Source organism: Phyllobacterium sp. YR620, assembly GCF_900104165.1.
Lineage (GTDB): Bacteria > Pseudomonadota > Alphaproteobacteria > Rhizobiales > Rhizobiaceae > Phyllobacterium > Phyllobacterium pellucidum.
The window spans coordinates 697,730-717,719 of the sequence record NZ_FNJP01000001.1 but is presented as its reverse complement, the minus strand read 5'-3'; the positions used below and the strand labels follow the sequence as shown (position 1 = coordinate 717,719).

Annotated in this window: 18 protein-coding genes; 1 reads left to right on the top strand and 17 read right to left on the bottom strand. The window is 60.5% G+C overall.

Annotated features, from left to right (window positions below):
* Positions 1-71 precede the first annotated feature (71 nt).
* The 7 genes from BLR72_RS03315 to BLR72_RS03285 form a co-directional block, all read right to left on the bottom strand.
* The gene (locus BLR72_RS03315) at positions 72-791 is read right to left on the bottom strand and encodes a DUF2461 domain-containing protein (protein WP_091945058.1); all 720 of its coding nucleotides are present in this window, start codon (positions 789-791) and stop codon (positions 72-74) included.
* Positions 788-2,932, bottom strand: coding sequence for an NAD-dependent DNA ligase LigA (gene ligA, locus BLR72_RS03310; RefSeq protein WP_091945056.1), 2,145 nt, complete (start codon positions 2,930-2,932; stop codon positions 788-790). Before ligA ends, BLR72_RS03315 begins: the two co-directional genes overlap by 4 nt.
* A gap of 112 nt (positions 2,933-3,044) precedes the next feature.
* Entirely contained in the window at positions 3,045-4,724 is a 1,680-nt protein-coding gene (recN, locus tag BLR72_RS03305) for a DNA repair protein RecN (protein WP_091945054.1), read from the bottom strand.
* A gap of 18 nt (positions 4,725-4,742) precedes the next feature.
* Positions 4,743-5,609, bottom strand: a complete 867-nt coding sequence (locus tag BLR72_RS03300) for an outer membrane protein assembly factor BamD (protein ID WP_091946539.1) — start codon at positions 5,607-5,609, stop codon at positions 4,743-4,745.
* Between the two features lie 339 nt (positions 5,610-5,948).
* Positions 5,949-7,154 carry an MFS transporter gene (locus BLR72_RS03295; protein ID WP_244506636.1) on the bottom strand — a complete coding sequence of 402 codons (1,206 nt, stop codon included), beginning with the start codon at positions 7,152-7,154 and terminating at the stop codon, positions 5,949-5,951.
* A gap of 149 nt (positions 7,155-7,303) precedes the next feature.
* On the bottom strand, positions 7,304-7,867 hold the full coding sequence (locus BLR72_RS03290) for a DUF4865 family protein (RefSeq protein WP_091945052.1): 564 nt from the start codon (positions 7,865-7,867) through the stop codon (positions 7,304-7,306).
* Positions 7,864-8,274, bottom strand: a complete 411-nt coding sequence (locus tag BLR72_RS03285; RefSeq protein WP_091945050.1) for a tautomerase family protein — start codon at positions 8,272-8,274, stop codon at positions 7,864-7,866. Before BLR72_RS03285 ends, BLR72_RS03290 begins: the two co-directional genes overlap by 4 nt.
* Before the next feature lie 118 nt (positions 8,275-8,392).
* Between BLR72_RS03285 and BLR72_RS03280 the strand changes: the two genes are divergently transcribed.
* Positions 8,393-9,286, top strand: a complete 894-nt coding sequence (locus BLR72_RS03280) for a LysR substrate-binding domain-containing protein (RefSeq protein ID WP_091945048.1) — start codon at positions 8,393-8,395, stop codon at positions 9,284-9,286.
* 137 nt (positions 9,287-9,423) lie between these two features.
* Here the strand turns inward: BLR72_RS03280 and lpxC are convergent, their stop codons facing one another.
* The 10 genes from lpxC to murG all read right to left on the bottom strand — a co-directional run bounded on the left by lpxC (position 9,424) and on the right by murG (position 19,989).
* Entirely contained in the window at positions 9,424-10,365 is a 942-nt protein-coding gene (lpxC, locus tag BLR72_RS03275) for a UDP-3-O-acyl-N-acetylglucosamine deacetylase (RefSeq protein WP_091946534.1), read from the bottom strand.
* Between the two features lie 270 nt (positions 10,366-10,635).
* A complete protein-coding gene (gene ftsZ, locus BLR72_RS03270) occupies positions 10,636-12,330 on the bottom strand; it encodes a cell division protein FtsZ (protein WP_091945045.1) in 1,695 nt (564 codons plus the stop codon).
* 68 nt (positions 12,331-12,398) lie between these two features.
* Positions 12,399-13,721 carry a cell division protein FtsA gene (gene ftsA / locus BLR72_RS03265; RefSeq protein ID WP_091945042.1) on the bottom strand — a complete coding sequence of 441 codons (1,323 nt, stop codon included), beginning with the start codon at positions 13,719-13,721 and terminating at the stop codon, positions 12,399-12,401.
* Positions 13,718-14,659 carry a cell division protein FtsQ/DivIB gene (locus BLR72_RS03260; RefSeq protein ID WP_091945040.1) on the bottom strand — a complete coding sequence of 314 codons (942 nt, stop codon included), beginning with the start codon at positions 14,657-14,659 and terminating at the stop codon, positions 13,718-13,720. The genes ftsA and BLR72_RS03260 overlap by 4 nt, the downstream gene beginning before the upstream one ends.
* Positions 14,647-15,573 (bottom strand): D-alanine--D-alanine ligase, encoded by a 927-nt coding sequence (locus tag BLR72_RS03255; RefSeq protein WP_091945037.1) that lies wholly within the window; start codon positions 15,571-15,573, stop codon positions 14,647-14,649. Before BLR72_RS03255 ends, BLR72_RS03260 begins: the two co-directional genes overlap by 13 nt.
* Positions 15,574-15,825: 252 nt before the next feature.
* Positions 15,826-16,131 (bottom strand): type II toxin-antitoxin system RelE/ParE family toxin, encoded by a 306-nt coding sequence (locus tag BLR72_RS03250; RefSeq protein WP_091945035.1) that lies wholly within the window; start codon positions 16,129-16,131, stop codon positions 15,826-15,828.
* On the bottom strand, positions 16,128-16,373 hold the full coding sequence (locus tag BLR72_RS03245; protein ID WP_091945031.1) for a type II toxin-antitoxin system ParD family antitoxin: 246 nt from the start codon (positions 16,371-16,373) through the stop codon (positions 16,128-16,130). The genes BLR72_RS03250 and BLR72_RS03245 overlap by 4 nt, the downstream gene beginning before the upstream one ends.
* A gap of 58 nt (positions 16,374-16,431) precedes the next feature.
* Complete coding sequence (gene murB, locus BLR72_RS03240) at positions 16,432-17,406, bottom strand: UDP-N-acetylmuramate dehydrogenase (protein WP_091945028.1); 975 nt, start codon at positions 17,404-17,406, stop codon at positions 16,432-16,434.
* Between the two features lie 58 nt (positions 17,407-17,464).
* Positions 17,465-18,865, bottom strand: coding sequence for a UDP-N-acetylmuramate--L-alanine ligase (gene murC, locus BLR72_RS03235; protein WP_091945025.1), 1,401 nt, complete (start codon positions 18,863-18,865; stop codon positions 17,465-17,467).
* Positions 18,862-19,989, bottom strand: a complete 1,128-nt coding sequence (murG, locus tag BLR72_RS03230; RefSeq protein ID WP_091945022.1) for an undecaprenyldiphospho-muramoylpentapeptide beta-N-acetylglucosaminyltransferase — start codon at positions 19,987-19,989, stop codon at positions 18,862-18,864. Before murG ends, murC begins: the two co-directional genes overlap by 4 nt.
* Position 19,990: the final 1 nt, after the last annotated feature.

Genomic DNA, 19,990 nt, shown 5'->3' with positions numbered 1-19,990 from the left:
ACGCGAGATTTGTTGATCGATAAGATCAATGTTGCTGCAGTGAATCCTTTCCGGTGCCCCTGCTGATAGGTTCACAATGTAGCGACTTCAGTGACGAGCGTGCCCTCGATGGATCGACCCCAGTCGATCAGCGGTCTGGATCGCAAGGCGAAATCAAACAGATCATCGGCAAGCTCCGGCGCGGTAATGGCCCCAGGGTCAATCGCATGGCGCACGACGAAACTCCGGTTGCGCAACGCTTCGATCAGATCCGCATCCGTCACGTCGTCAAAGCCGCGCGGCGTTCGCTTCAACCGGTCGCTGTCGCGCAATTCAAGGCCGTTCCTGCGCAGGGCCTCGACCATCGCACGGTATTTCTCCGGCTTCGTGACAATCGATTTGCGCATGGCGGTGAGGAGCTCGCCCTTCGGCTGCCACCAGGCCACCGCCGCATAGCAGCCGCGATAATCTTCGAGCCCGACGCAAACGTAAAAGCATCCGGTTTCGGTCCATTTACTGCCGTCCGGAGAAAGCAATGCCGAAAGATGCCGGTTATAGGGGCTCTTGTCCTTGGCGAAGCGCGTGTCGCGCTTTATCCGAAACTGCGACTTCTTGCGATCACCTTTAAACGGGAGGCCTGCCTTTTCGAAGCGGGCGATCAGGTCTTCGACGAGATCGCCGAGCGGTTCGTAGAGATGGGCCTCGAAAAGATCCTTGTTTTCGAGGAACCATTCCCGATTCTGATGGAAATCCAGCGCTTTGAGGAAAGGCAACGCCTTGTCGCCAAAGCCCTTGAACAGCGGCTCGCTCATGCCCCCACCAACGTAAACCACGAATCCTCGTCGATGACCTCGATGCCGAGGGTCTGCGCCTGCGCGAGCTTCGAGCCGGCGCCTGGCCCGGCAACGACAAGATCGGTTTTCTTGGAGACTGACCCCGCGGTCTTAGCGCCGTAGCGTTCGGCCATCGCCTTTGCCTCATCACGTGACATGCGCTCGAGCGACCCTGTGAAGACGATCGTCTTGCCCGCCACGGGCGAGTCGTTGACTGTCTTTACTTCCTCGTCGAGCGGTGTGACTTCGGCAAGAAGCGCCGCAAGCGCCTCGCGATTATGTTCCTCCGCGTAAAAATCGACGAGCGCCTCGGCAACGATGCTGCCGATACCTTCAACATCGTTGAGTTCGCGCCAGGCATCGTTGCCCTTGTCGGATCTGTCCTTCGGCATCTCGGCGGCCATGGCTGTCTCGGCCAGCCGGGCATAGGAGCGAAAGGCTTTCGCCAGCCGCTTCGCATTGACTTCGCCGACATGGCGTATGCCAAGGCCGTAGATGAAGCGGCTCAATGACACTTCCCGCCTGTCGTCAATGGCGTCATAGAGCTTTTTGACCGACAAGGTGCCAAAGCCGTCGATATTTTCCAGCTTTGTCAACGAGTTGGCTTGCCGCTTCTTCAACGTGAAGATGTCGGCAGGCGTGCCGATATGGAGCGCAGGATCGTCCGATTTGAAGAAAAACTCGACCTGCTTTTCGCCAAGTCCCTCAATGTCGAACGCGTTGCGCGAGACGAAGTGCCGTATCCGCTCCACGGCCTGGGCCGGGCAGATCAGCCCGCCGGTGCAGCGACGCACCGCCTCGCCTTCCTCGCGCACGGCATGGGAGCCGCAAGCCGGGCATGTGTCGGGAAAGACGTAAGGAGCCGATCCGCGCGGCTTGTCGGCCACGATATCGACGATCTGCGGAATGACGTCGCCGGCGCGTTGCACGACGACCGTATCGCCGATACGCAGGTCGCGACCTTCCCTGATCGGCTGGCCGTTCTGACCAATACCCTTGATGTAATCTTCATTGTGCAGGGTGACGTTGGTGACGACAACGCCGCCTACCGTGACCGGCTCCAGCCGCGCAACCGGCGTCAGCGCACCCGTGCGGCCGACCTGGATATCGATGCCGCGCAATATGGTCATCGCCCGTTCCGCCGGGAACTTGTGGGCGATGGCCCAGCGCGGGCTGCGCGAAACGAAGCCGAGACGCCGCTGCAGGGCAAGCTCGTCGACCTTGTAGACCACCCCGTCGATGTCGTAGCCGAGAAGCGCGCGCTGTTCCTCGATCTCGTGGTAGTGCTTGACCAGCCCCTCCACCGTCTCGAAGCGCTTCATCAGCGGGTTGACGCGGAAACCATAGTCCTTGAAGGCCGCAACCATCCCCATCTGGGTCTTCGCCGGCATTTCGCTTATTTCGCCCCAGGCATAGGCAAAGAACTGCAGCGGGCGCGACGCCGTGATCGTGGCATCAAGCTGGCGCAGCGATCCTGCCGCGGCATTGCGCGGGTTGGCGAAGATTTGCTTGCCTTCCTTGGCCTGGCGTTCATTGAGTGCGGCGAAATCCGCATGGCTCATATAGACCTCGCCGCGCACCTCAAGCACCTCTGGCGGTTTGCCGCTGAGGACGTTCGGAATGCTCGCAACGGTACGGGCATTGAGCGTGACATTCTCGCCGGTCGCCCCGTCGCCGCGCGTCGCCGCCGTCACGAGCCGCCCGAGTTCGTAGCGCAGGGACAGCGACAGGCCATCGATCTTCGGCTCGGCAGTGATGGCTACCGGGGCGTCCGCACCAAGCTTGAGAAAGCGGCGGATACGGCCGACGAAATCCGCAACATCGCTGTCAGAAAAAGCGTTGTCCAACGACAGCATTGGAATGGCATGCGTAACCTTGCCGAACTTTTCCGAGACGCTGGCGCCGACCTTGTTGGAGGGCGAATCTTCGCGCTTCAGGTGCGGGAAGCGCTGCTCGATGGCAAGGTTGCGTCGGCGCAGGGCGTCATACTCGGCATCCGAGATGATCGGCGCGTCCTCCGTATTATAGCGATAGTCGTGCTGGGCGATCTCTGCCGCCAGACGGCCAAGTTCCTCGGCCGCTTCCGGCTCAGTCAGTTTTTCTACGGGGGTGTCTGCCATGGCCTGTCCGACGCTGAATATACGGATTCGGACGGGAGATTAGCCTAACACATTGCGAAAAGCATCGTGCAATCTGCGCGTTGGCGGCGCAGCCGCCACCTCCTGCCATAACTCAGGAAATGGCTGCGGCGTTCTCGCGCAAAAGCCGTACCGCCGCGGCGCGGGCCTCGTCGGTGACGCTGGCGCCAGCAAGCATGCGGGCGATTTCCTCCTGCCGGTCGTTCGTTTCCATCGCCCGGATGGATGTCGCAACCCGGTCATTTCCGGCTGCCGATTTCGCAATGAGAAAGTGTGTCTGCGCCCTCGCGGCCACCTGCGGCGCGTGCGTTACCGAAAGCACCTGCACCTGACCGGCAAGGCGACGCAGCCGCTGGCCGATCGCATCGGCAACTGCGCCGCCGACGCCCGTGTCGATTTCGTCAAAGACGAGGGTCGGGGCCGAACCACGATCGGCGAGCGCCACCTTGAGCGCCAGCAGAAAGCGCGAAAGTTCGCCCCCTGACGCCACCTTCATCATGGGCCCGGCACGCGTGCCGGGGTTTGTCCGCACCCAGTATTCGATCGTGTCGATGCCATCGGCGGTGCGGTTTGCCGTATCCGTCTTGATTTCGACGATGAACTCGGCGCGCTCGAGCTTGAGCGCCGGCAGTTCGGCCATCACCGCCTGCTTGAGATGATCAGCGGTTTCGCGCCGATCGGCCGAGAGCACAGCCGCCGCACGATCATAAGCATCGCGCGCTGCAGTTGCCTCGACTTCCAGCGCGGCAAGCCGCTCGGCGCCTGCGTCGATATCGGCGAGATCGGCATCCATCCGATCGCGCAGCGCGGCAAGATCATCGACCGCGACGGAATATTTACGCGCAGCCGCACGCAGAGCAAAAAGTCGCTCCTCCGTCTGTTCGAGCACGCGCGGGTCAAAATCAATGGCACGAATTGCATGTTCGACGCCATTTTGCGCTTCGGCGAGTGCATTGAGCGCTTCATCGATCGCCTTGACGACCGGTTCGAGCAGTTGCGGCGCTTCTGGAACCTTGCGTTCGAGCCGGCGCACGAGGCTCGCCAGCGAGGGCACTGGCGACCCGTTGCCCGAAAGCACCTCATTGGCATCGTTGACATCGCCCGAAATCTTTTCGGATCGCATCATATCCGTCCGCTTGATCGCCAGCGTCTCTTCTTCCTGTGGCTCAGGATCGAGCTTGGCGAGTTCTTCGACGGAGGCGCGCAAATAGTCGGCCTCGCGCGCGGCGGCCTCCACCTTGGCCCGGTGGCGCACGAGCGAATGCTCCGCGTCGCGCCATGCCTTGTACAGGTCGCGAACTTGCGCCGCCTTGACTTCCAGCGCCCCGAAGGCGTCGAGCAGCGTGCGATGAATGTCGATATCGACAAGAGCCCGATCATCGTGCTGTCCGTGAATTTCGACAAGCCGTTTCCCGAGCTCGCGCAGCAGGGTCACACTTGCCGCCTGATCATTGATGAACACGCGGCTGCGGCCGTCAGCGGTCTGGACGCGGCGCAGGATGATGTCGCCGTCGTCATCGATATCGTTGTCTCGCAGCAAGGCACGGGCCGGATGACCGCGTGTCACATCGAATATCGCCGTTACCTGGCCTTGGTCGGCACCATGGCGAACGAGCGAGGCGTCGCCGCGCGCGCCGAGAGCCAGCGACAGCGCGTCGAGAAGAATGGATTTGCCGGCACCGGTCTCGCCGGTCAGCACCGACAGGCCATCGCGAAACTCGATGTCGAGCCGTTCAATCAGAACAATATCGCGGATCGACAAATGCGAAAGCATGGATCGCTCAGGTTAGGGTCAGACGCCGTCTTTGCCACCAGTAATAGCCGCTGCGGCCTTGGAAAGCCACGATCCAGCGCTTTCACGCGGCTGCAATCCACCGCTTTGCAAGAGCTTGTAGCTGTCCTTGTACCACTGGCTGTCCGGATAGTTCTGGCCGAGCACAGCGGCCGCGGCCTGCGCTTCGTTGGTTACGCCCAAGGCATAGTAAGCCTCGGTCAGGCGCGCCAAAGCTTCTTCAACGTGGCGGGTGTTCGAATATTGCTCGACAACGCCGCGGAAGCGCTTGATGGCGGCGACATAATCCTTCCGCTCCAGATAGTAGCGGCCCACCTGCATTTCCTTGCCGGCGAGTTGATCGCGGCCGAAGCGGATCTTGGCACGCGAGTCTTCGACATATTCGGAATCCGGGAAACGCTCGACCACCTCGTTGAAGGCGGCGATCGAACGGCGCGTCATGCTCTGTTCGCGCGTCACGTCCGGGATCTGGCGATAGTAGGCAAGGCCGGTGATGTAATAGGCGTAAGCCGCTTCCGGCTGGTTCGGATAGAGCGCGATGTAGCGCTTGGTCATGTTGACCGCTTCGTCATACTTGCCGGCGCGGTAATTGGCGAAGGCGCCCATGACCAGCGACTTGCGCGCAAACTCCGAATAGGGATGCTGGCGGTCGACCGCGTCGAACTTCTTGGCGGCCTCGTCGAGACGGCCGGAATTCAGATTGGCGAGCGCCTGATTGTAAAGAACGTCGGCGGGCTCGATCGTGTCGACATAGGCGTTGAGATCGATATCGTCATCCTTGGATGCACAACCTGTAATTGCCAATGCGCCGGCGATCGGAACAAGGAGAAGGGTCAGTCTGGCCTTGCCGCCAAACCGCTTATTCATCGACATTCTGCAGTTCGCCATGCTCTCTCCGGCCCCACACATAATTCAAGAGCATCACTCGCAAACCTGTTGGCCACGCTTGCGACTCATGCTCAAACAAAGTCAATCTTACCGTCGGTTGGGCGTTCATAAACCACAAGCCGAAAGAATCAGCAATCTTATTGCCATCCAATCGTCCAATTTTGTGGCGGAGCTCAAAAAGGTGGCGGAATTGGCAGACAACATTACTTCGGAAACCGGATAATATGCTTCAAATCATAAGGTTGAGGCAGTTGTTGAATGCAGGTTCCGCAAAGCCTTGAAGCTCGGCAATTTCACCGCTCCGCCATCTATGAATGCCTAAGGCGATTCTGCAGCCGCTTTCGGCCCACGTACTCGCGTTATTGGGCTGTCCGGCGCAATGGAGTTTCTTGTGGCAAGAAACAGGAGAAGCGCCAGCACCGCTACGCCGCCATGCACCCAATAGGCCAGGCTGTAACCGCCTATTTGAGTGAGCCAACCGGCGACCGCATTGCTGAGTGAAGCGCCGATGCCCTGCACTGTCATGACTGCGGCCAGGCCGACATTGAAGCGTCCGGTTCCCGACAGAATCCGTTCCGCCGCGATCGGCGTCGCAATGCCGATCAGACCTGCGCCAACGCCGTCAAGGATCTGGACAGGGAAGATCGATACAAAACTTGTCAGCGTTCCGGCAATCGCGCCGCGTATGGGCAGCGCGGCAAGGGCGATAATGAACACGGAAGCGAGGCCAAAGCGCCTGATCAACATTGGCGTGGCGAGTGCGGCAACGATCATCGCCAGCTGCGCGACCCCTATCGTAATTGCCGTTGTCCGGAACGGCGTCCCAAGCTGGACCGAAAAATTCTGCGCTACTAACCGGGTGATGGGTGCATTGCCAAAATGAAAGATCAGCAGCGTCACGGCAAGAAAGATCAAGCCCTTATTGTCGAAGAGCACGGCAAAGCCGGACGGGCCGTTGTCATTATCGCGTTCAGGAACAAGGCCGCGCGCGACGTCATTGTCGATTTCATCCGGGTCGATTGCGAGTACGGCAACGATACTGGCGACGGCGGTGATCAGCATGAGCGCGACCACGCCACGTTCGCCGAACATAAGGATGGCCCCGAATGTTCCGGCCATGGAAACGACATTTCCGGCGTGGTTCCAGAATTCGTTGCTGGCCACCTGTCCCGGAAACTTCTTCTCGCCCACGAGGCCAAGCGTGAGGCCCATGAGCGCGGGGCCGATAATCGCGCCGACAATAGCGGTCGCAGACTGCCCACCGAACACCGACAGGTTGTCGGGGCTGACAAGTGTCCAAAGCGCACCGGCATTGACCAGCACGACGGGCACAATGATCAGCAGTCGCTTATGCCGCGACGCGTCCACCATGGCTCCAAACAAGGGCGTCGCGACCATTCCGAGTATGCCGCCAATCATCGCTATGAAGCCGAGCGTTACCGGCGTCCATCCGCGCGTTGCCAGAAACCCGTCAAGAAACGGACCAAGCCCATCGCGCGCATCGGCCAAGAAGAAGTTCAGCATGGCAAGTGCAATGAGCGAACGGCTGGCTAGCGATGTCTTTAATTCCGAATTCACGACCGGCTCCACGAGCGTCGGTCGCGCTGGACCTGCGGATGCCGACAGCGTTACTCGTTGCATGGACATACGGCCGTTAAAAGCCCTACGAAAGTCTAATCGGGTTGTGCCCCTCCCGGAAAGGAAACGTGCCCGACATCGAACGTCTCACCTGGTCTGGCTGAATTTCTCTCGCCCCATAGCTGAAAGCGCACGCGCGTCCAGGTCGTCGGCTCGAAAGCAGAAATCGACGCCAACGCGCCGTTCTGCTCGACATCCTCGAACACTTCGGCGCTCTCGCGCCTGCGCAAATCCGCAAGCGGTGCATAGGCCGGCGTTTCGCGAAGTTGCCGCGTTGCTGCGACTGCTTCCCGGACGTTCCGCGCGATCTGCGCCTCCCAGACGAACCAGGTCCGGACTGCGGGCCAGCCGAACGACTGTGTCAGGTTGGCGAAACCATTTCCGCAGATAAAGTCCATCATGCCGGATTCATCGTCCCAGACGTAGAAGGGCGCGTAGAGATTTTCGGTACTTCTGCTGCCTTTACGCGCTGTCAGGTAAGCTTTGAACTTAAGGCCGGGCAGGTTATCGAGAAGCGGCCCCTTTTCGGCGATCCGTCTGTCGATGATCGACATGTCGTAGTCGGCGGGCAGCGTGAAGCTATATTGCATGGCGATCATGTCCGGGCCTCCTCGATGGCAGCGCCATCCAGCATCTGGGTTTCGCCGTTGCTGAACGACCACTCGTCCCGGCTCGATGTGCTGACGATGATCATGACGTCCTCGGGTCTTACCCCCGGGGACTCTGCAAGCAATGCCACGAGCCGCTTGTAGAACGCTCTCTTGGTCGCCGTGTCCCGTGGCTTGCCCGTGGTGATGGTAAAGACGACAAAATCGTCGGAGCGCGGCCCGCCGAAATAGGTGCGATCGAATATGTGTTCGCCGGGGCGCAACTGGTGGATCGCCTGGAACCGATCTGCCGCCGGCACGTCGAATGTTTCCACCATTGCCTGATGCAGGCTGTCGGAAAGCCCCTTCAAATACTCCGGCGACTTTCCCTCCAGCAGTGTGATCCGAGTGAATGGCATCGTTATAGTCCTTGGATTCTTGCGCAACTTTGCTTGACCCAGCGACTATACGCGCTCATGATGGTCCTTAAAATTAGAATAATTTAAACAATTGATCCTAAAATATAGGATAGTTAAAATGCGGCAGATCACATTGGATCTCGAGGTGCTGAGGACATTCGTCGCTGGCGTCGAGCTTGGCAGCTTCGCAAAGGCTGCTGACAAGCTTGGGCGGTCGACCTCTGCCGTCAGTTCGCAATTGAGAAAATTGGAGCAGCAGGCCGGCACGGATATCTTCGTCAAGCAAGGTCGCGGTCTTGCGTTGACGGATGCCGGAGAAACCATGCTGGCTTATGCGCGCCGCCTGCTCGATCTCAATGACGAGGCTATTGTAGCGATCAACGGCAGCGAACTCGAAGGCTGGGTGCGGCTTGGCCTGCAGGAGGATTTCGGCGAGACCATTTTGCCACAGGTACTGGGCCAGTTTGCACGCGCCCATCCAAAGGTTCGCATCGAAGCCCGTGTTGCGCGCAACGCCGAATTGATCGATCGCGTCACCTCCGGGAAACTCGATCTCGCGCTCGCCTGGAGCGACGGGGCGGTTACGCCCTATTGCGAGCGCATTGCCGAGGTGCCGATGTGCTGGGTAGGTTCGGCCAATGCGTCAATTGAACGGCTGGCAGTTGCTGACGATCCTCTGCCCTTGGCATGCCTCGAAGCGCCTTGCCTGCTGCGCACTGCCGCCACCAACGCGCTCGATCGTGCCGGCATCGCCTGGCGCCTCGCCTTTACCAGCCCCAGCCTTGCCGGCCTGTGGGCGGCAACGGCGGCAGGACTGGGCGTAACTGTTCGAACACCGGTTGGACTGCCGGCCAGCGTCCAGCCTCTGGCGCCGGTTGTAAGCGGCCTGCCCGGGCTGCCGTCGCTCAGTCTCCTCCTGCATCGCTCGCAAGCGCATGCCGAACCGGCAACCCTTCGCCTCGCCGCCATCATGACCGAGGCAGTGCGCAGCGCTGTTTCTGTCGACCCATAGGAGCAGACCCCAGGGTAAGAATAGGGTTCCAGCGGCCGTGCTAGTGTTAGTCTGCCATCCGGCGACCGAATCCGATGAGCAATAGAAACGCTGTTTCTACGTGACGACGCCGGCGCAGCCGGTTTCAATTCATCGGACTACAGGACCCAGGGTGCGAATACCGGCGCGTTGACCGCAACAAGCGTCGCCCCGCGCGATTGGCTGCGCTTTCCGGCCATTTCCACGATTTCGAAAGCCGAATGATCCGACAGAAGCCCGCGCAGCATAGCCGCATTGAGCCGGTGCCCGCCCCGATAGGAACGGAAACAACCGATAAACGGCGCACCCGCAAGCGCAAGGTCGCCGATGGCATCGAGCGTCTTGTGACGCACGAATTCATCCTTGTAGCGCAGTCCGCCCGGATTGATCACCGAATTGTCGTCGCCGATGACGAGCGAGTTGTCGAGCGAGGAACCGAGCGCCAGCCCGGCGGCCCAGAGCTTTTCGACATCGCGCATGAACCCGAAGGTGCGCGCCCGTGCGATCTCCTTGCGGAAGGTCCTCTCGTCCATATCGGCGGCAAATTTCTGGCGGCCGATAATCGGCGTCTCGAAATCGATCTCAACCTCGTAGCGCGTGCCGTCATGGGGGCGAAACTCGGCCCAGGAAGCGCCCGACTCGATCCGCGTCGGCTTCAGAATGCGGATGAAACGGCGCTTGGCCGCCTGGCGCACAAATCCGGCCTCTTCGAAGGCATCGAGAAAGGCGAGCGACGTTCCGTCGAGGATCGGCACTTCCGGCCCATCGATTTCGATGGTCATGTTGTCGATGCCCGCGCCGGCAATCGCAGCCATGACATGTTCGACAGTGCTGATGGTGAGACCGGCGCCATTCGTCAGTGTCGTCGAAAGATCGGTCGTCCCGACTTGCGACACCAGCGCCTTGATCGGGTGCGTATCGCCCTTGCCGTCCACCCGGTGGAACACGATGCCGGTATCTGGATCGGCGGGCAGGAAGGTCAGGCTGACGGGGGCGCCGCTATGAACGCCCGCTCCTGAAAGCGTGATGCGTCCTGCAATCGTCGTCTGGAAATCGCGCATTGAACCCCTTGCCTGTGAACTTGCCGGATCGATATCCGGTCTGGACATCTGATTGACGCGCGGCGTTGCCGCGGAATCAACCACCCTGTCATATTGCAGCGCAAGATACAGATGGCGCCTTGCGAAGCAAAATCACGGTTTCGGGACATTTGTAACGAAACCGCCATGCGTGCAGCTAAGTCGTTTTCATGCCAATTCAATGGTTTTAAAGAGAAATTCCGCCACAATTTGAGTGGCGGAATTCATATTCGTTAACAATCCGTGATCAGATCAGTTGGCCTGTCGGCGCAGGAAGGCCGGGATTTCCAACTGGTCGTCTTCGGAAGCCTGACGCGACTGCGGCTGCACGCGGCCCTGATCGTCGAGCTGTCCACGGCGTGGCGCGTAGATCGACGCATCCTGTGACAGCGGGCGGCGTGGCTCGGCTGGGCGCATTGCCGGTTCGCGCGGCTGCGCCGGCTCGAGGCGTGCGGTCTCGTCTTCGCGGCGGGTCAAGCCAGCGGTCAGGCGCTTGAGGAGGCCCATCGGTCCGCGGTCTTCCTGCGGCTCGTAAGCGGCCTGCTCGCGGCCATGATCGCGCGACGCCATATCACGTGCGCTGAGTTCCGCCTGAACGACAGGCGGGAAATCGGCGACGTTGGGCATGCGCGGCGCAGCAGGCTGCACGGGAGCGGCCTGCATTTGCGGCTGCGGTGCCGGCTGATGCACGGGCTGAACCGGTGCGGCAGCGATCGGTGCATCGAAGACTTCCGGTGCAGGCGCCTGGAAGATCCGGCTTTGCGGACGGAACTCTTGCTCGATTGGCTGGGGTGCGCGCTGCGGAACGTCGTGTTCGGCGGCGCGGATCACATCGGCGACCGGATCGGCGGTGCGGGCGGCCGGCTGCTGTACAACCGGACGGGCTACGGTCTCGACCCGTGCTGCCGGCTGCGGCGCGGGCTTCGCCACAGGCTTCATGGGCTGGCGAAATTCGATCGGCGCAGGCGCCGATTCCCCAACCTGCTTGTCGATGCCGGTAGCGACGACCGAAACGCGGATGATGCCTTCGAGGCTTTCATCGAATGTGGCACCGAGGATGATGTTGGCATCCTGGTCGACTTCTTCGCGGATACGCGTTGCCGCCTCGTCCACCTCGAACAGCGTCATGTCACGGCCGCCGGTGATCGAGATCAGGAGGCCCTTGGCGCCGCGCATCGAGGTTTCGTCGAGGAGCGGGTTGGCGATCGCAGCCTCCGCGGCGGCCATTGCGCGGCCATCGCCCGAAGCTTCACCGGTGCCCATCATTGCCTTGCCCATCTCACGCATCACCGAGCGAACGTCGGCGAAATCGAGATTGATGAGGCCTTCCTTGACCATGAGGTCGGTAATGCAGGCAACGCCCGAATAGAGGACCTGATCGGCCATCGCGAAAGCGTCGGCAAAGGTCGTCTTGTCATTGGCGATGCGGAAGAGGTTCTGGTTCGGAATGACGATGAGCGTATCGACATTCTTCTGCAGGTCGGCAATGCCCATATCGGCGGTGCGCATGCGGCGCTGGCCTTCGAAATGGAACGGCTTGGTAACGACGCCGACGGTGAGGATGCCCTTTTCGCGCGCCGCACGGGCAACGACCGGAGCAGCGCCCGTACCCGTACCGCCGCCCATACCGGCGGTGACGAAGCACATATGCGTGCCCGACAGATGATCAATGATCTCGTCGATGCACTCTTCGGCGGCTGCGCGGCCAACTTCCGGCTGCGATCCAGCGCCGAGGCCTTCGGTAACGGCAGCGCCCAGCTGAATGAGGCGTTCCGCCTTCGATTGCGACAGCGCCTGTGCGTCGGTATTGGCCACAACAAACTCAACACCGCGCAAGCCGGCATTGATCATGTTATTGACCGCATTGCCACCGCCACCGCCAACACCGAACACGGTGATGCGGGGCTTAAGCTCGGTAATATCCGGCTTTTGCAGATTGATGCTCATGTGTCTCGTTCCTTTTCGTCCTTACCGCCTCGCCGCTGCGGCATTTTCTTTTGGGTTTCCCCGATTGATCAAAAACTCTCTCTCAGCCACTGGCCGATACGCTGAAAACGCCCACCTGTACCTGTCATCAGCGATGATGAACCGGCCTTTACAGAACGCTCCTCGATGCCTGCTACCTGCGGATAGATCAAAAGACCGACCGCTGCGGAGAAGGCCGGACCCTTGGCTGCTTCGGGAAGCCCCGTAACGCCGAGAGGACGACCTATGCGCACATTGCGAGCCAGGATGCGGCGGGCGACTTCCGGCAGCCCTGCCAACTGACTGGCTCCACCTGTAAGTACGACGCGCTTGCCAACGATCTGCCCATAACCGGACTGATTGAGACGATCGCGCGCAAGCTCCAGCGTCTCCTCGACGCGGGCGCGGATGATGCGCGTGAGCACGGCACGCGGATATTGGTTGGGGACATCCCGCGCGTCGTTGCCGAGCGGCGACACGCTGATGAGATCGCGATCGTCGGCCGCGCTCGGCAGGGCCGAACCGTGCATCACCTTGAGCCGCTCGGCATCGTCCATGTGCGCGGAGAGGCCGCGTGCGACGTCCATCGTCACGTGATTGCCGCCGATGGCGATGGCATCGGCATGAATGAACTTGCCCTCGGAGAAGACGGAGATGGTGGTCGTGCCGCCGCCCATGTCGATGCAGGCGGCACCCATCTCGGCTTCGTCATCGACGAGGGCCGAAAGGCCGCTGGCATAGGGTGTTGCGATGATCGCCTCGACCGAGAGATGGCAGCGATTGACACAAAGCTCGAGGTTGCGCAGCGGCGCAGCATCAGCTGTCAGCACATGCATATCGACACCGAGTGTATCGCCAATCATGCCGAGCGGATCGCGAATACCGCGCTCGCCATCGAGACCGTAGGCGACCGGCAGGGAGTGTACGAGATGCCGTTCGGTGGCAAGCGCCTGCTTGGCGCCGGCGGCAAGAACGCGGCGGATGTCGGCCTGGTCGACTTCATGACCACCAAGATTGATGCTGGCGGAGAACGTCTCGCTCTTGAGCCGTCCCGATGAAATATTGACGATCATCGAGTCGACCGTGAGGCCTGCCATGCGCTCCGCCGCATCGACGGCAAGGCGGATCGCCTGTTCAGCCGCATCGAGATTGACGATGACACCGGACTTGATGCCACGCGACTTCTGGTGACCGATGCCAAGCACTTCAATGCGATGGGTTCGGCCAGGCAGAAGCGCGCTTTCCTCGCGCGGACGCAACCGCGCAATAATGCAGCAGACCTTGCTCGATCCGATGTCGAGAACCGTCAAGGAGCGCGTCCGCTTGGCGGATGGCGCTCCATTCGAGGTGCTCTTTCCGTTCAGAATACTCATACACGCTTCTCCGAACGCTTTGGCGCCTTGTCCCGCGCCTTCAAATACTCAACACGCTGCATCATCGCGTCGGGCGTGAGCCGCACAACCACGCGGTCTGTCAAACGCATGTCCACCGAGGCGATGTCGCGCGACAGGATGCCGGACTTGTTGTCCATTTCGACGATGTCGGCGAGAGCCTGCTTGATCTGCCCCTCGGGCAGCATCACCGTCACGCCATTCTTCAAGAACAGGTCCCAGCGACGATCGCCAACGCGCGCATAGGCTTTTGCCTCAGCTGCGATCTGCGGGTACGCCGCCATCTGCGCAAACAGCAGCTTCGCCTGCTTTTCAGCACCGGCGCCGATAACCAGCGGCAGCGAGGCGCTGCGTCCGCCCGTATAGGGGACGATCACGCGGCCATCCGCATCGATCACCGAAAGCTCGGAGCCGTTTTGCCAGACCGCCAGCGCGGTGCGCTCGTGGATCGAGATCTGGATGGTGTTGGGATAGACCTTGAAAACATCGACGGATTCGACCCAGGGCAGCGTCGCAACGGCCTTTTGCGCATCCGCCGCGCTCAGCCCCACCAGCGAGGTCTCACCGTCGAGCCCGAGCGCGCCGAGGACATCGATCTCCGAGGTTTCGCTGTTGCCGACGACCTTCACGTCCTCGATGGCAAAGCCGAAAGTCGAAGTCGTTACTTTCACGACCTCCGGGGCATGCCCGCCGAGGATCGCACCATAGGCACCGGTCAAGGCAAAGAAGGCCACCGCACCGATGGTGCCAACATGATTGGGGATCGTGAGTTCGCCCTCGACGAGGCGCGAGAAGACGCGGACCGGCTTGCGCAGGAATTTCGGCAGGACGACGCGGAAGCGGCCAAAACCCGCCGTGCGGTCCGAACCGACCGTCACTGCAGCGCGCGGATGCGCATTTTTAGCCTTCAACGCAAACACGATGCGTCCTCCACCATCCAACTCAACAATTCACCGAAGGTATGCCCCGCAGCTTTGGCGATATCCGGTACAAGGGATGTTGGCGTCATGCCGGGCTGGGTATTCACTTCCAGCCAGATAAGCTCGCCATCTTCGGAAAAACGGTCGTCGTAACGGAAGTCCGACCGGCTAATTCCTTTACATCCAATTGCCTGATGCGCCTTGAGTGCCAGTGTTTGTACTTTTTGGTAAATTTTTAGTGAAATTTTAGCCGGAACCACATGATTTGATCCGCCGGCAACGTATTTTGAATCATAATCGTAGAACTGGTGGCCAACGGGGATGATTTCGCACACGCCGATGGCGACATCGCCCATGACAGCGCAGGTCAATTCGCGGCCGTGAATGTAGCGCTCGACCATGACCGTATCGCCATATTTCCAATCCGGCGATGTGATGACCTGCGGCGGATGCGACTGATCCTCCTTGACGATAACGACGCCAAAGCTCGAACCTTCATTGACCGGCTTAACGACATAGGGTGGCTTCATTGGATGCGCCGACGTGAAGTCAAACCGGTTCATCACCTTCGCTTCCGCGACAGGCACGCCTGCCGCCTTGGCGACGATTTTCGCCTGCTGCTTGTCCATGGCAAGCGCAGAGGCCAGCACGCCAGAATGGGTATAGGGAATTTCAAGAAATTCGAGGATGCCCTGGATCGTACCATCCTCGCCAAAGGGGCCGTGCAGAGCATTGAAGGCGACATCGGGCCGAAGGTCGTTCAGGACGCTGGCGATGTTGCGGTCGACGTCGACGCGGGTGACGGCATAGCCTTCGGCCTCCAAAGCATCGGCGCAGGAATTGCCGGAAGAAAGGCTCACCGGACGCTCCGATGAAAAGCCGCCCATCAGCACTGCAACATGCTTTTTCGCCATCAAGGCATCCCCTCGAATTTCCCCATCAACGCGAAAAAAGACATGAGTCCGGGTACGTCCGGCGGCCGGGACCGCAGACACCCAAGGCTGGCAAAAAAAGCAGCCGACTCAAATCAGTTAACGCTTGTCCCTAAAGAATCAGAGAGTTGATTCGCTGACAAGCCCTCAATGATTCAACAATGAAATTCGGCGTAAAAAAATGCGGGTATTCAGGCAGCGCGTGCGGCGGCTTCGACACCCGCAATGACGCGATTATTCGGGCTTGGGAAGATGCGCTGGTACGTCCATGCTTTGATGCAAGATACGCATGAGTTCCGTCACGCCGTCATCAGCAAGCCGAAAAAAGAGAAGGTGGGAGCCAACAGGCATCTTTCGATATCCGGCGCGGACATGTTCTGCTGAACTGCCTGAATTCCGTCTCGTAGAGATATCATCGCATGCTTTTTGGATTTTCCGCAAATATCGCTCGGCCTGGTCATCGCCCCAATTTGCGGCGGTGTAATCCCATATTCGATCTAGATCAGCGAGGGCAGCCGGGGAGATGCGCAATTGCTTCATGCGGGTTTTGTACGACGCTTGGAGTTGAGGAAATCTTCGAAGTTTAACTCAACAGGGGTACCGCTCGTTTCACCTTCATCGAGCGCCGCCCGCAGAGCCTGCAACCTCAGTTCCTGCTCCTCAAGCAAGCGCAACCCAGCGCGAACAACTTCGCTTACCGTAGCATAACGGCCTTGCGAAATCTCTTCGTCGATAAAATCGTTGAAGTGTTCGCCCAACGAAATGGACGTGTTCTTGCCCATGAAAGCCTCCTGCCTTTATACCAATATATGCCAACAATTGGTACAAATACAGAGAGACCTACAACAACTGCCCCATGAATTCCTGCACATCCTGGCCGGTACGGAACCGGCCCAACCGCTTGATCTCCCAATGGAGCCGGATGCCGGAATTCTTCAGGACATTGGCGCGGATCGTCTCGCCCAGGGTCTCGAGATCGTGTCCGCTCGCGGTGCCGGTGTTGATCATGAAATTGCAGTGCATGGGCGACATCTGGGCGCCGCCGATCATCAATCCACGTCCGCCGGCCTTGTCTATTTCCTTCCAGGCCGATGAACCTTCCGGGTTCTTGAAGGTCGAGCCGCCGGTTTTTTCGCGTATCGGCTGGACGGTCTCGCGATGGTGCTGAACCGCGTCCATCGCCGCCTGAATCTCAGCCCTGTCGCCGGGCGTGCCTTCGAATAGCGCCGAGGTGAAGATCAGATCGCTCGCCGCACCCGAATGGCGGTAGGCGTAGCCCATGTCGGCATTGGAAAGCACATGAAGCTCGCCCTTGCGGTCGAGCGCACGCACCTCGACGACGCGTTCGCGCGTTTCGACGCCGTTCGCACCCGCATTCATGCGCAAGGCTCCACCGATACCGCCGGGGATGCCATGGTAGAAATGAAAGCCGGCAATTCCGGCTTCAAGCGCTGCGGCAGCAACGCGCTTGTCTGGCGTTGCTGCGCCTGCGCGCAGTTGCACGTCACCGGCCCGCTCGACCTCGCCAAACCCTTTGGCGGAGAGGCGAACGACGAACCCAGGGATACCGCCATCGCGCACCAGAAGGTTGGAACCGATGCCGACCGTGAGGATAGGATACTCAGCAGGTACTGCTTTCAAGAATTCGGCAAGATCTTCTTCATCCGCTGGCTGGAACATGACCTCGGCCGGCCCCCCCGCGCGAAACCAGGTGACTTTCTCCATGCCCATATTGGGCGTCAAGCGGCCACGCAGCTTCGAAAATCGATCGCCCAGCTTCTTCAGCAGGGCCTCGCCGTCAACCAGTGAGTACATATTATCCTTCCAACGGTTCACAGCGCCGCACATCCCGCTGGCGGCGCAACCGCCAAATCTAGATCGCCGCCAGTTCCTTTGGCAAGGCATAGGCCCATTGCGTGATATTGCCGGCACCGAGAAAAATGACGAAATCGTCAGGCTTGGCAATCTGGGCAATCAGCGGCGCGATTTCCTGGGGCCCGCTGATATAGCGCGCGTCCCGGTGAGCGGCGGTGCGGATGCGCGAAACCAGAGCTTCGGAATTGACGCCCTCGATCGGATCCTCGCCCGCCGTATAGACCGGCGCCACGATAACCGTATCGGCATCGTTGAAGCAGGCGGCAAAGTCGTCAAAAAGGCTGGCGAGCCGGGTAAAGCGATGCGGCTGCATGATGGCGATGACCCTGCCCTTGGCGGAATCGCGCGCCGCCCGCAGCACGGCCTTTATCTCGACCGGGTGATGGCCGTAGTCGTCGAAAATCTCGACGCCCTGCCACGAGCCCGTATGGGTGAACCGACGCTTGACGCCGCCGAACGATGCGAGCCCCTTCTTGATGTCCTCGGCCGAAATGCCGAGCTCATTGGCGACGGCGATTGCAGCCGTGGCGTTCGACACATTGTGCCGGCCGGGCATTGGCAGATGCAGACCTTCGATCACCATTGTATCGCCGGTCTTGCGCTTGGCGATCTGGACATCGAATGTCGAGCTTGCGCCATTGACGGCAAGATTGACGAAGCGCACATCGGCCTGCGGATTTTCACCATAGGTGATGACCCGGCGGTCCTCGATGCGCGAGACCAGCGACTGCACCTCCGGATGGTCGAGGCACATGACGCCGAAGCCGTAGAACGGCACGTTTTCGACGAACTGGCGAAATGCCTCCCGCACGCGGTCGAAGGTCCCGTAATGGTCGAGATGTTCGGGATCGATATTCGTCACGACGGCAATGTCGGCAGGGAGCTTCAGAAACGTGCCGTCGCTTTCATCCGCCTCGACGACCATCCAGTCGCCCTCACCCATGCGTGCATTCGTACCATAGGCGTTGATGATGCCGCCATTGATCACCGTCGGATCGAGATTGCCGGCGTCGAGCAGCGTCGCCACCATCGAGGTCGTCGTGGTCTTGCCATGGGTGCCACCAATGGCAACCGCTTGACGGAAACGCATCAGTTCGGCGAGCATTTCAGCGCGGCGAACGACGGGCAGCAGCTTTTCGCGCGCCGCGACGAGTTCCGGGTTGGATTTCCGTATCGCCGTCGAGACGACCACCACTTCCGCGTCGCCGAGATTGTCGGCCGCGTGACCGACGAAGACCTCGATGCCTTTCTCGCGCAGACGCTGCACATTGGCGCTGTCGGACTGGTCCGACCCCTGCACCTTGTAGCCGAGATTATGCAGAACCTCGGCAATGCCGCTCATGCCGATACCGCCGATACCGATGAAATGAACGAGACCTATGTTGAGCGGCATCTTCATGGACGCACTCCTTTTTTGAATTTTTCGACGCTTTGGCCGGTTGCAATAGCCTCTGCGAGGTCGGCAAGCAACCATGTCGCCTCCGGCTTGCCGGTGCTTCGGGCTTTCTCGGCGGTCATGGCCAGCCGGTCGGGCTCGTTCATGGCATTGGCAAGGATCGAGGCGATGCGTTCCGGCGACAGTTCCGACTGCTTGATCACTTCGGCGCCGCCGGCCGCCGCGAGCGCCGCGGCATTGGCCGCCTGGTCATGGTCGAGCGCATGCGGAAACGGCACGAGCACGGCCGGCCGTCCAATGGCTGCGATCTCCGAAACCGTCGACGCCCCCGACCGCGAGAGGACGAAATGCGCCTCGGCGATGCGGTGCGGCATATCCTTGAAGAACGGAGCGACGTCCGCCCTGATGCCGAGCGCATCATAGGCGGCGCGGACCTTGGCTTCGTCTTCGGGGCGGGCTTGCTGCGTCACCACCAGACGCGCCCGGTTCTCGCGCGACAGCAGTTCGATCGCCGCGGGGACCGCCGCCGAGAAATATTGCGCGCCCTGACTACCGCCAAAGACGAGGAAACGGAACGGCCCCGATACCTGCGCTGGCTCATAGGTTTTCCCGACCTCGGCCAGAACCTCGGGGCGCACGGGATTGCCCGTCAACACCGTCTTCTGCGCGAATGGGCCGCCATTGTCGGGCAGGAAGCCACCGGCAATTGCGGTCACGCGCGCCGCAAGCGCCTTGTTGGCGCGGCCCATGACCGCATTCTGCTCGTGAATGAGCGTCGGAATATGCAGCGAGGTTGCCGCATAGAGCGGCGGCAGCGTCGGGTAGCCGCCAAAGCCGGCGACGAGCTTCGGCTTCATCGCCCGAAACAGCTTGCGTGAATCGAGATTGCCCTGCCACAGGGTCCAGAAAGTCCTGGCGAGCGAAAAGGGATTGCGCCCGCCAATCGTAGCCGAGCGTACGACGTGAATAGCTTTTGCCGGGAATGCACCGGTAAACCGCTCCGCCCGGTCGTCCGTGGCAAGATGCACTTCCCAATCGCGGGCGATCAACTCATGTGCGAGCGCCTGAGCCGGGAAAAGATGACCGCCGGTTCCGCCGGCGGCAAGAAAGATAATCCCCTTTGCCATG